This is a genomic window from Streptomyces sp. NPDC029152 (genome assembly GCF_055564355.1).
On the sequence record NZ_JBVHWR010000002.1, the window covers coordinates 406,328 to 417,135 of the forward strand.

The 10,808-nt window shown below is 74.2% G+C and carries 12 protein-coding genes; 2 read left to right on the forward strand and 10 right to left on the reverse strand.

The annotated features are described in order from the left end of the window. Position 1: 1 nt before the first annotated feature. From ACZ4V6_RS05720 to ACZ4V6_RS05765, 10 genes are read right to left on the reverse strand one after another with little or no spacing between them, the layout of a single operon-like run. On the reverse strand, positions 2–559 hold the full coding sequence (locus ACZ4V6_RS05720) for a flavin reductase family protein (RefSeq protein WP_467822778.1): 558 nt from the start codon (positions 557–559) through the stop codon (positions 2–4). Then, positions 546–1,424: a hypothetical protein gene (locus ACZ4V6_RS05725; protein ID WP_467822780.1), complete on the reverse strand. Its 879-nt coding sequence runs from the start codon at positions 1,422–1,424 to the stop codon at positions 546–548. Before ACZ4V6_RS05725 ends, ACZ4V6_RS05720 begins: the two co-directional genes overlap by 14 nt. Next, complete coding sequence (locus ACZ4V6_RS05730) at positions 1,421–2,023, reverse strand: 4'-phosphopantetheinyl transferase family protein (RefSeq protein WP_467822782.1); 603 nt, start codon at positions 2,021–2,023, stop codon at positions 1,421–1,423. Before ACZ4V6_RS05730 ends, ACZ4V6_RS05725 begins: the two co-directional genes overlap by 4 nt. Further along, a complete protein-coding gene (locus tag ACZ4V6_RS05735) occupies positions 2,020–3,132 on the reverse strand; it encodes an acyl-CoA dehydrogenase family protein (RefSeq protein ID WP_467822783.1) in 1,113 nt (370 codons plus the stop codon). Before ACZ4V6_RS05735 ends, ACZ4V6_RS05730 begins: the two co-directional genes overlap by 4 nt. Continuing rightward, positions 3,129–3,389 (reverse strand): acyl carrier protein, encoded by a 261-nt coding sequence (locus ACZ4V6_RS05740; RefSeq protein WP_467822784.1) that lies wholly within the window; start codon positions 3,387–3,389, stop codon positions 3,129–3,131. Before ACZ4V6_RS05740 ends, ACZ4V6_RS05735 begins: the two co-directional genes overlap by 4 nt. A gap of 48 nt (positions 3,390–3,437) precedes the next feature. Beyond that, positions 3,438–4,289 (reverse strand): hypothetical protein, encoded by an 852-nt coding sequence (locus ACZ4V6_RS05745; RefSeq protein WP_467822786.1) that lies wholly within the window; start codon positions 4,287–4,289, stop codon positions 3,438–3,440. Next, positions 4,286–5,611, reverse strand: a complete 1,326-nt coding sequence (locus tag ACZ4V6_RS05750) for a TrpB-like pyridoxal phosphate-dependent enzyme (protein WP_467822787.1) — start codon at positions 5,609–5,611, stop codon at positions 4,286–4,288. Before ACZ4V6_RS05750 ends, ACZ4V6_RS05745 begins: the two co-directional genes overlap by 4 nt. After that, a complete protein-coding gene (locus tag ACZ4V6_RS05755; protein WP_467822788.1) occupies positions 5,608–5,889 on the reverse strand; it encodes an acyl carrier protein in 282 nt (93 codons plus the stop codon). Before ACZ4V6_RS05755 ends, ACZ4V6_RS05750 begins: the two co-directional genes overlap by 4 nt. A gap of 34 nt (positions 5,890–5,923) precedes the next feature. Then, positions 5,924–7,174: a glutamate-5-semialdehyde dehydrogenase gene (locus ACZ4V6_RS05760; protein ID WP_467822789.1), complete on the reverse strand. Its 1,251-nt coding sequence runs from the start codon at positions 7,172–7,174 to the stop codon at positions 5,924–5,926. Further along, positions 7,167–7,886 (reverse strand): thioesterase domain-containing protein, encoded by a 720-nt coding sequence (locus tag ACZ4V6_RS05765; RefSeq protein ID WP_467822791.1) that lies wholly within the window; start codon positions 7,884–7,886, stop codon positions 7,167–7,169. Before ACZ4V6_RS05765 ends, ACZ4V6_RS05760 begins: the two co-directional genes overlap by 8 nt. A gap of 337 nt (positions 7,887–8,223) precedes the next feature. Between ACZ4V6_RS05765 and ACZ4V6_RS05770 the strand changes: the two genes are divergently transcribed. Both ACZ4V6_RS05770 and ACZ4V6_RS05775 read left to right on the forward strand, forming a co-directional pair. Next, positions 8,224–9,540, forward strand: a complete 1,317-nt coding sequence (locus ACZ4V6_RS05770) for a KamA family radical SAM protein (protein WP_467822792.1) — start codon at positions 8,224–8,226, stop codon at positions 9,538–9,540. An 8-nt stretch (positions 9,541–9,548) separates the two neighbouring features. After that, entirely contained in the window at positions 9,549–10,790 is a 1,242-nt protein-coding gene (locus ACZ4V6_RS05775; RefSeq protein ID WP_467823143.1) for a pyridoxal phosphate-dependent aminotransferase, read from the forward strand. Positions 10,791–10,808 lie beyond the last annotated feature (18 nt).

The window sequence follows — 10,808 nt, forward strand, 5'->3', positions numbered from 1 at the left end:
GTCAACGCAGGTCGTCGGGCGCGGCCGGAGCCGGCGGTAGGGGTGTGGCGATGTGCGGCTCCCCGGTGACGAGCACCAGCGGGGAGCCGGGGGTGGCGGTCAGATGGCGCACGGTGCCGACGATCAGGACGTGGTCGACGGCGGTGAAGGTCTCCGCGACGTCGCAGGTCAGCACGACGGCGGCGTCGTGCAGGACCGGGACGCCCCGGAGCACGGCGTGCGGTGTGTCCCGGAAGCGCTGTGCGGGGGTGCCGGTGGCGAAGCGCCGGACCAGCGGCCCCTGCGTGTGGGACAGCACGTTGACGGCGAACCGGCCGGCACCGAGCAGGTCGTCCAGGGTGCGTCCGCCCGTGCCGAAGGCCAGCAGCACGCTCGGCGGCGCCACGGACAGCGACATGAGCGAGGTGGTGGTGCACCCCACCGGTCCGTCCGGTCCGAGGGCGGTGGTGACCGCGACGCACTTCGCCAAAGACGTCATCGCCGCGCGGAAGAGCGCCTCGTCCACTGCCGTGTCGACGGACGGGACCGTCCGGGCGGTCGTCGTCTCAACCCCGAGCACGGCTCACCTCCCTGCCGGTCGTGAGCTCGGCGAGGGTGTCGAGCGCCCGCTCGACCACACCGGTGCGGGGGCGTCCGCGGCGTGCGGAGTCGGCGGCGAAGCGCAGGGCCTTGGGCAACTGCGTCCACGCGTCGGCCAGGTCCGGGTCGGGGTCAGGCCCCAGCCGGTGGAGCTGGTGCCGGGACGCCGCCCACAGGTCGTCGATGTGCCGCTCCAGCAGGTCCCCGTCACCGGTGAGGCGGTCCCGCAGGTACGCGAACACCTCCTGCGGCTCGCGCAGCCAGGCGCCCGGCCACTGCGCCGGGAGGCCGGCCGGGGGAGTGGCGGCCCGGCGCAGCCAGCGGTAGGCGTCCGTCGGTCCGGCGTCCACCGGTTCCCCCAGGGCGTGCGCGTCCCGGTTGCGGACGGCCGGGTCGAGCCGTCCGACCGGCGTCAGCGCCCGGCGCAGCGAGTCGTCGTCGAGCACTCCGGCGTAGGGCAGTTGTTCGCCGCCGGGCATCAGGGCGCGGAACGGATCGGCCACGCGCCACCCCTCCCCGTCGTGGGCCCGCAGCAGGAACCAGTGGGGCACGGTCCGCACCCCGTGGTGCGGCGACCAGGGCAGGTGGAAGGCGTTGCCCGACACGATCACCTGCCCCTCCTCGGCGAGCAGGCCGGCGAGCGCCGCACGGGCCGACGGCCAGTCCGGACGGTGGTCGTGGACCAGGGTCCCGCCGTCGATGCGGTCGTGGTGGGAGAAGGCGAGCGCGCCGTCCGGTCCGTCGGTGCGCACCCACAGGTGCACCGCCGCCGCCAGACGGCCGGCCGCCGCGCCTCCCAGGTACTCCACGAGCGTGGTGGAGTAGCAGGACAGGGCAGGTGTCATGGTGTCGCCTCCCAGGCGCAGGCCACGGGTACGTCGATGAGGTCTCGTACCTTGCGCCAGCGCAGTCCGCGCCAGTCGCCGTGGTCGAGATGCGGGGGCACGTCGATGCTCCAGGGGCGCCCCCCGATGCCGGTGCCGTCGGTCTTCACGCAGGCCTCCTGGACCGTCCAGATCTCCGTGAAGACGGTGTGCCGCAGGGGCGCCGGCATGCGGTACAGGTGGTTCGCGTACGGGGCGGCGCACCGCCGGACCATCGAGCGGCCGACGTGCCGCGGCGGCACCTGCACGTCGACCCCGACGCGGCGGCCGGGCGCGACGGCCACGACGGTGTGCTCCCCGTCGTGGGAGATGCTGATGCCGGGCCGGGACCGGCCCGGCAGGGCCGGTTTGCCGTTGTGGCCGGCCACGACCGGCTCGCCGGCGTCGTCGGGTGCCACCTCGGCGAGCAGCCCGCGCAGGAGCGCACGCCCGTCCAGGATCTCGCGTGCGCGCCAGGCCGGCCGGCCGCGTGCCGCGGCGAGGTCGGCGGGGGTGAGGCGTCCGGTGGACGCCCCACCGGTGGCCACCCACACTCCCGCGCTGATCTCGAGGACTCTCACGGCAGCTCCCCAGGACCGCTCTCGGGGGCCGTCTCGGCCACGATGTCCAGGACGACCTCGGTCGTGCCGCCGCCGATCCCGAACAGGGCCCCCTGCGCCCGCAGGTGCTGCGGGCCTCCGGTACGGAAGCCGTGCGCGCCCTGGAGGTGGGCGCACACGTCGAGGACGTGCTCGACGGTCTCGGCGGCGCTGGCCTTGAGCAGTGCGGCGGCCGAGGTGTCGCGGCGGGCGGCGACCGCCTCGGTGAGGCTCTCGGTCAGGGCGCGGTGCTGACGGGCGCGCAGCAGTGCGCCCGCCCAGCGCTGGCGTATCCCCTCCCGCTCCCACAGGACCCCGTCGCCGTGGCGCCGCCGCCTCAGGTGGCCGGCGGTGTCGCGCAGCACCCGCTCGCACAGCGCGACCGCCCACAGGGCGCCGGCCAGCCGCTCGGTGGCGATGTGGGCCGCGAAGGCGCTCAGTCCCCGGCCGGTACCGCCCACGACGTGGTCGCGGGTCAGCCGGACGCCGTCGAAGGTGAGGTGACCGGTCCCGGAGCCGTCGAACAGCTCCGTCCCGGCCGGTTCCGCGCGCACGCCGGGCGCGTCGGCCGGTACGAGCACCCAGGTGAAGTTGGTGAAGTGGGGGCCCGGCCGGTGGCGGGCGAGGACGAGGGCGGCACCGCACGTCGTGGCGTTGGTGATCCAGCGCTTGGCGCCGTCGAGCCGGACGTGGTCCCCGTCGAAGGAGACGCGCGTGTCCAGCGCCGCCAGGTCGCAGCCGGAGGCCTCGTCGGTGGCGGCGAGGGCCACGACGGTACGGCCGCCGAGGCTGTCGGCGAGCGTCCGGGCGGCCGGGCCGGTCCCCCCGGCCAGCAGCGGCAGGCAGGTGGCCAGCGGGACGGTCACGGCCAGCGTCGAACCGACGCCGAAACGGCGGTCGACCTCCGTCAGCAGCGCGCCCAGCGCGGCCGCGTCGACGCCGCGGCGCGGATCGTCACCGCGGTAGACCCCGGCCAGCCGGTTCTCCGCGCCGAGGACACGCCAGAGGTCGGCGCCGCCGGTGTCGGCGGGCAGGGTGCCGAGCCGGGAGCCGGCCGCGGTGGCGGGCTCCCGCACTGCGGAGACGCTCATGCCGCCGCCCTGTGGTCTTTCCCGGCGGCGCCCGCCCGCTGCACCGCGGCCCACAGACTGCCGGCGGTGGCGAAGGTGGTGTCGTTGAGGTCCTCGTCCGGAAGGGAGACCCCGAGCCCGTCCTCGATGGCGAAGAGCAGGTCGATGGCCTTCATGGAGTTCATCCCGAGGTCGTGCAGGCGGCTGTCCTCGGTGAGGGGACGGTCCCCGAGGTTGGGGAGGAAGGGCGTCAGCAGGTCGATGAAGGGCTGGTTCACGGCTTCTCCGTCGCTTGGGTGGGTGGTGGGGGTCGGGCAGGGTCGGGATCAGGGCCGGTGGGGCCGCACGGCGAACACCTCGCGATCGGCGGTGAGCAGGGACGCCAGTTCGGGCAGCAGGGTCCCGGGCACCGGCCTGCCCCGTTCGGCGCGCCGCTGGGCGATGAACGCGGTCGCGGTGAGCTGGTCCCAGCGGCGCAGGTGGTCCTTCGCGTCCAGCCGCTCGCCGAGCTGTTCGCGGTAGGCGGCGTGCAGGTGCCGGGCCCGCGTCAGCAGCCAGGTCTCCGCGGTCAGCCGGCGCAGGGCGGCGAGCCGGTCGGGATGGGCGGCGTAGGCCTCGGCGTACGCCGCCGGATCGTCCAGGCGCAGCTCCGGCCGGGGCGCGCGGTACCCGGGCGCGGGCGACAGGGTGCACGCGAAGGAGGCGGTGGGCAGGCGCTCCCAGGGGAACGTCCACCGGCCCGGCCGGGCCGGACCCCACGCCGTCTCGTTGTCGTACGCGTCCTCGACCTCGGCTCCGTCCGGGTGCGCCCCGACCAGGAAGCTGTGCTCCATGCGCGCCCGGCCCGCGTAGGGCAGCCACGGCATGTCGTAGGAGTCGGCGACGGCGTAGACCACCGGCGCCCCTCCGGCCATGGCGCGCAGCCCGTCCGCGGGGACGCGGTGGGCGAAGGCGTCCGGCCGCAGGCCCACGAGAGCGGCTCCGTCGCGCAGGTGCTCCTCCGGTGAGGGGTCCACCGTGGGCAGGCCGTCGGGTCCGGGTCCCGGCCGGAAGCACAGGCGCGCCCCCAGCGCGAGATGCCGTCCGGGCCCGTGCCGGCGGTCCGCGAGGACCGCCAGGTTGACCTGCACGCAGTCGAGGATCCCGGTCCGCACGGACGGGGCCGCGGTGGCCGTCACGGGCGCGTCTCCACCCGCGTCAGCCCGGCCACCGCACGGGCGAGCGCCTCGTCGGGCGGGGACTGGTCCTCGACCCCGCCGTCGAGGAAGTGCTCGTAGGCCCCGAGGTCGAGGTAGCCGTGGCCGCTGACGCACACCAGCACCCCGCCGGTGGCGTCGGGCGAGGCGGCGATACGGGCGGCGGCCGCCAGGGCGTGTCCGGACTCGGGCGCCGGCAGGACGCTCTCGTGGCGGGCGAGCAGCCGGCCCGCCTCCAGGGCGTCCGCCTGGCTGACCGCCATGGCGTCTACGTCCCCGCTGTGGCGCATCGCGGAGATGAGCTTCGCCGCGCCGTGGAAACGCAGGCCCGCGGTGTGCGCGTCCGGGATCCGGTAATCGCTGCCGATGGTGTACATGGCCTCCATCGGGCCGCTGCCGGTGGCGTCGGTCTTGTCGTAGGCGTAGACGCCGCGCGTGAGCTTCGGTGTGCTGCTGGACTCGGCGGCCACCAGGCGGGGCCCCTCCTCGCCGGCCGTCCGGGCGGTGGCGTGGAAGGGCAGCGCGATGCCGCCGAAGTTGGATCCGGCGCCCACGCAGCCGACGACCGCGCCGATCTCGGCGCCCAGCTCCGCCAGTTGCTCCTCCGCCTCCAGACCGATCACGGACTGGTGCAGGATGCTGTACGTCTCTCCGCTGCCGATGCAGAAGGCCACCTGGTCGTGCTCGGCGGCGTACTCGACGGCCTCCCCGATGGCGAGCGACAGGCTGTTGCCGGCGGCCGGGTCCTCCTTGGCGGAGACCTTGGTCATGCCGCTGGGACTGGCGTGCACCTCGGCGCCCAGCATGCGCATCAGGACCCCGCGGTAGGGCTTGCGCCGAAGGCTGGACTCGACCATGAACACCCGGCAGCGCAGTCCGAACAGGGCGCACGCCGCGGCCATGGCGGTGCCCCACTGGCCCGCGCCGGTGCCCGTGACCAGCTCCTTCACGCCGGCCTTCTGGTAGTAGTAGGCCTGCGCGAGCGCCGTGTTGAGCTTGTGGCTGCCCGAGATGTTGACGCCCTCGTTCTTCACGTAGACGGGGACGCGGGCGCCGACGGCCTCCTCGAAACCGCGGGCCCGCCACAGGGGGGTCGGGCGGTACTGGCGGTATCGGTCGACGACCGGGGCGGGGATGTCCCAGTACTCACGGGCCGAGACGCTGTGCCGGATCAGCTCGGTCGGGATGTTGATCTTTATCTCGCCGGACCCGCCGTCGGAGCGGGCCGGGGTGCGGTCCGGCGGCAGGGGCTCGGACAGGTGGGGCAGGACACTGCGCCAGCGGGTCGGGATCCCGTGCGTCACCGCTGCACCTCCGCGGCCGTCACGACGTCGATCAGGTCCCGGACGGTGCGGAAACTGCGACCCACGAAGAGGTCGTCGGGGAGGGTGACGTCGAGCTCGTCCTCGATCCGCACGAGCATGCCGACGAAACCGAGCGAGTTCACGTTCAGCAGGTCGCCGACGAGCGGTTCGTCGTCGGCGACGCGGTCGGGCGGGAGGGACAGCCGCGACTCGGCGACGACCACCTTCTTGACGACGGTGGCGACGGCGTCCCGGTCGAGGGACAGTTCCTGGGGCATGGCACGCCTTTCGGGAATGGGGTGGGGCCGGGAGTCAGCCGCGCAGCGCGCCGGCGCCGTCGGTGACGTAGCTGTGGGTGACCAGTGCGCCGAGCGTCACGGGACCGCGCACGTGCAGACGGCCGGTGGCGATGGCGATCTCGGTGCCCAGACCGAGGGTCGGGCCGTCGTGCAATCGCAGCGAGCCGTTGACCACGACCATCGCGGCGTCGGCACGCCGTCGGAAGGCGTCGGTGACGTGCCGGTCCCGGGCGACGACGCCCTCGGTGTGCCCGGAGCCGTGGCGGCGGATGTGATCCAGTGCCGCGTTCTCGTCGTCGACCGGCACGACGGCGACGACCGGGTCGAGGAACTCCCGGCCCAGGTCGTGGGCGGCGAGGGGTTCGGTCTTGAGCGTGGCGGGGACGAGGGCGTTCAGTTCGGGGGCCGTGTGCAGGGTCAGCTCCGTCTCACGGCCCGCCAGCCCGCGCGCCAGGGCCTCGAGGTAGTCCCGGGCGACGGCGCGGTCGAGCAGCAGCGTCTCCACGGAGGTGCAGCCGGCCGGCTCGGGCAGCTTGCTGTCCAGCGTGGCACGCACGGCGAGATCCAGGTCGGCGCTGCGGTGGACGTAGAGGTGGTTGACGCCGCCGCCGCCGGCGATCAGCGGGATGGCACTGGTGCGGCAGTACTCCACGAGCGCGGGACTGCCGCGCGGGATGAGCACGTCCACCTGGTCGGGCCGCTTCAGCAGGGCCCGCAGCAGCCGGCGCTGCGGGTCGTCCAGCACCGCGACGAGGCCCGTGGGCAGTCCCGCCCGGGTGAGCGCGGCGTGCACGGCCCGTTCGAGGGCGGCGTTGGTGGCGGCCGTCTCCTTGCCGCCGCGCAGCAGCACGGCGTTCCCGACGGCGACCGGGAGCAGCGCGCCGTCCACGGTGACGGTGGGCCGGGCCTCGTAGACCATCAGGACGACGCCGAGGGGCCGCGGGACGCGGTGGACGTGCCGCGCGGCGCCGGAGACGGGCACCTCGGTCTCGCGCACCTGCCGCAGTTCGTCCCGGGTCATCCCGGTGAGGGCGACCATCCGGTCCCGGTGGGCGTCGGTCAGACGCAGCCGCTCCACCAGCGTGGGCGGCATGCCGAGCCGCTGGGCCGCGGCGACGTCCGCCGCGTTGGCCCTGGCGATCTGCGGCCAGTGGGAGACGAGTTCCTCGCCGAGGAGACGGCAGTACCGGTCGTAGGCGGGGTCGCCCACGGGCGGGGCCGCGTCGAACGCCGCGCGGGCCCGGCTCAGGAGACCGTCAGGCATGCCGCTCCTCCGTGCTCGCGAGGAAGGAACCGAGGTGGTCCAGGAGAAGGGGCAGCCGCTCGCCGTCGAAGGCGGTGAAGTGGTCGCCGGGCAGCGGCCGTACGGTCAGGTTCGCGGCCACCTCGCGCCAGACCGCCAGGTGTTCGCCGTTGTCCTCGTCCGCGCACGGCATCAGCAGCGTGGGACAGTCGTGGCGCGCCTCGGCCCGGTAGGAGACGACGGCGTCCAGGTGCGCGTCGGCGGTCGCGGCGACCCGGTCGGCGGGGACGCCGCTGTCGTCGGAGGCGAGGGAGGCGCGGACCCGCTCGCGCCACCGCCGTGCCGCCGCCGGGTCCCGGTCGATGCGGGCGGCCGGACTGTCGACCATCACGACCCGTGGCCGCCGTCCCTCCTCGGCCAGCCGGGCGGCCAGCTCCCAGGCGACGACGCCGCCGAGCGACCAGCCGAACAACAGATCCGGCGGCTCGGGGAGCTCCGCCAGCAGCGACCGGTAGCGGTCCGTCATGGCGGCGACGCTGCGGTCCGGCTCTTCCCCCGGCCCCAGCCCGTACCCGCGCAGGGCGAAGACCGGGCCGGACCGGCGCAGGGCGAACCCGACGCCCGTGTAGGCCCCGACGCCACCGCCGGCGGCGTGGACGAGGACGCTGCACCTCCCGGGCCGGGGCCGGCCCATCGGCATGAGCACCGGCTGGGCGACATCCGCGCGGCTCATGGTGTGCGTCCGCGACGCGGGCAACCGATCATCGATGATCTTTCCTTCCGCACTCAACGGCATTGACGAGAAGCGACTTCCGCGCCACCCACCTTTCAAACGAATTCCGTTCGCCCCCATAGAGGACCCTTATCGTCCATGGCCGCGGGCATTATGAAAGCAGTTCAGGGGCCGGAATTCGGCATTCTTATCGACGCCATACGACCCTTTTATGGCTTCGGAAGAGAACTCGAATCAACGAATCCCAGACGGGTAATCGGCGCTCGACGCCACGACCGCCGACAAGGGCCGGCCTGCCGTCGCCCAGCCATTCCGCCGAATTCAGAGGGACCCCCGCATGACACTGATGCTCGACCAACCGGTCGGCACTACCCGCTTCCGTGCCTTCGGTCCGCGGCAGATCGACGACATCGTCCGGCGCTACGGGCTCTCCCCGGAGCTCCGGGACGGCATCGCCCTGCTGGCACACGTCCTGCCGTTCCGCGTCAACGAGTACGTGCTCGACGAGCTGATCGACTGGACGGACCCGGCACAGGACCCGCTCTTCCGCCTGGTCTTCCCCCAGCGCGGCATGCTCCCCGAGGAGGACGAGCGCTCCCTGGAGACGCTCGTGCGCTCCGGGGCGGCCAAGCGCGAGATGGCCGCCGAGGTCGCACGGATCCGCGCCGGACTCAACCCCCACCCCTCCGGGCAGCGCGAGTACAACGTGCCGGTGCACGAGGGCGAACGGCTGGCCGGCCTGCAGCACAAGTACCGCGAGACGGTGCTGTACTTCCCCACGCAGGGACAGTCCTGCCACTCCTTCTGCACCTACTGCTTCCGGTGGGCGCAGTTCGTGGGCGACCCGTCCCTGCGCTTCGCCGCCCCCGGCCCGGACCGGCTCGTCCGGTACCTGCACGACCGTCCCGAGGTCAGCGACGTCCTGGTGACGGGGGGCGACCCGATGGTGATGAGCACCGACCGCCTCACCGGGCACCTGGAGCCGCTGCTCGGCGTGGAGAGTGTCCACACCATCCGCATCGGCACCAAGTCCCTGGCCTACTGGCCGCAGCGCTTCGTGAGCGACGCGGACGCCGACCCGCTGCTGCGGCTCTTCGAGCGGATCGCGGCCGCGGGCAAGCAGGTCGCCGTCATGGCCCACTTCACCCACCCCCGCGAGCTGCGCACCGCCCGGGTGACCGAGGCCGTGCGGCGGATCCGGGCCACGGGAGCCGTGGTCTACTGCCAGGCCCCGATGGTCGCGCACATCAACGACGACGCCGAGACATGGGCCTCCATGTGGAAGTCCGAACTGGCCCTCGGCGCAGTCCCGTACTACATGTTCGTCGAACGCGACACCGGCCCCTACGACTACTTCAAGGTGCCGCTGGCCCGCGCGATGGAGATCTTCCACACCGCCTACCGCACCCTGCCGGGACTCGCCCGCACCGTGCGCGGCCCGGTGATGTCCACCACGCCCGGCAAGGTCGTGGTGGACGGCGTCGAGACCCTCGGCGGGGACCGGTACTTCCAGCTGCGGCTGGCCCAGGCCCGCAACCCCGCCCTGGTCGGCCGCCCGTTCCGGGCGCACTACGATCCCAGCGCCACCTGGCTCAGCGACCTGAGGATCGCGGCCGACGCGCCGCAGGACATCCAGGAGGCGCTGCGGCCGTGAACACCTCGATGTCCCCCAACCTCGCCCTCAACGAAGAGGTCGCGCGGCTGCGGGCCCAGGGCCGCTCCGTCGTCCACCTCGGCTTCGGCGAGTCCCGGCTGCCCGCCTTCGCCCCCCTGGTGGAGCAACTGCGCGCCGGCGCCCACCGCAACGCCTACGGGCCCGTGGCCGGGGCACCCGACGCCCTCGCCTCGCTCGCCGGCTACTTCGAGCGCCGCGGCCTGCCCACCGGCCCGCGGGACGTCCTCCTCGGCCCCGGCAGCAAGCCCCTGCTCATGGCGCTGAACCTGGTCCTGCCCGGGGACGTGCTCCTGCCGCGCCCCAGCTGGAACTCCTACGAGCCGCAGGCCCGCATGGCCGGCAAGAAGGTGTACGGCGTCCCGATCCCCGCCGAGTGCGGCGGCATCCCCGACCCGGACGCCCTGCCGGAGACCATCGAGCGCGCCCGCCGGGCGGGCGGCGATCCGCGCATCGTCGTGCTCACGCTCCCCGACAACCCGACCGGCACGCTCGCCACCGCCGGACTGGTCGAGCGGGTGTGCCGGATCGCCGAGGCGGAGGACCTGGTCGTCGTCTCGGACGAGATCTACCGCGACGTCATGCACCGGCCCGGCGCCCCCTTCCTCAGCCCCGCGGAAGTGACCCCCGACCGCACCGTGGTGACCACGGGGCTGTCCAAGTCCCTGGCGCTCGGCGGCTGGCGCATCGGCGGCCTGCGGGTGCCTCCCGGCGTCCGGGGACGCGACCTGCGCGACCGGCTGGTGGCCGTGGCCAGCGACATGTGGTCCACGCTGTCGGGCCCGATGCAGCGGGTCGCCGCGTACGCCTTCGGCGACCCGCCCGAGATCCGGCAGCGGCTGGCGGCGAGCGCACGGCTGCACGGAGCCGTGGCCCGTGCCGTGCACGCCGCGGCGGTCGCCGCCGGAGCCACGTGCCGGCCGCCCACCGGGGCGTTCTACGTCTACCCCGACTTCGAACCGCGGCGCGAGGCGCTGGCGGAGCGGGGGGTGGACGGATCGGCGGCGCTCGCCCGCCACCTGCTGGACGAGCACGGCCTGGCCGTCCTGGCGGGGCACCACCTCGGCGACGATCCCGGCGCACTGCGCTTCAAGGCCGCCACCAGCATGCTCTACGGCGACACCGACGAGGAGCAGGAGGCCGCCCTCGCGGCCCCCGACCCACTCGCCCTTCCGCACGTCGCCGACGCCCTCGTCCGCGTCGCAGAAGGCTTCGCCAAACTCGGCGCCTGACCACACCCGGGAGACATC

Excerpts from the sequence above, each read along its gene's own strand:
- ACZ4V6_RS05760 (WP_467822789.1), bottom strand. The coding sequence starts at position 7,174 with ATGCCTGACGGTCTCCTGAGCCGGGCCCGCGCGGCGTTCGACGCGGCC.
- ACZ4V6_RS05775 (WP_467823143.1), top strand. The coding sequence starts at position 9,549 with ATGTCCCCCAACCTCGCCCTCAACGAAGAGGTCGCGCGGCTGCGGGCC.
- ACZ4V6_RS05725 (WP_467822780.1), bottom strand. The coding sequence starts at position 1,424 with ATGACACCTGCCCTGTCCTGCTACTCCACCACGCTCGTGGAGTACCTG.
- ACZ4V6_RS05770 (WP_467822792.1), top strand. The coding sequence starts at position 8,224 with ATGACACTGATGCTCGACCAACCGGTCGGCACTACCCGCTTCCGTGCC.
- ACZ4V6_RS05735 (WP_467822783.1), bottom strand. The coding sequence starts at position 3,132 with ATGAGCGTCTCCGCAGTGCGGGAGCCCGCCACCGCGGCCGGCTCCCGG.
- ACZ4V6_RS05765 (WP_467822791.1), bottom strand. The coding sequence starts at position 7,886 with ATGAGCCGCGCGGATGTCGCCCAGCCGGTGCTCATGCCGATGGGCCGG.
- ACZ4V6_RS05755 (WP_467822788.1), bottom strand. The coding sequence starts at position 5,889 with ATGCCCCAGGAACTGTCCCTCGACCGGGACGCCGTCGCCACCGTCGTC.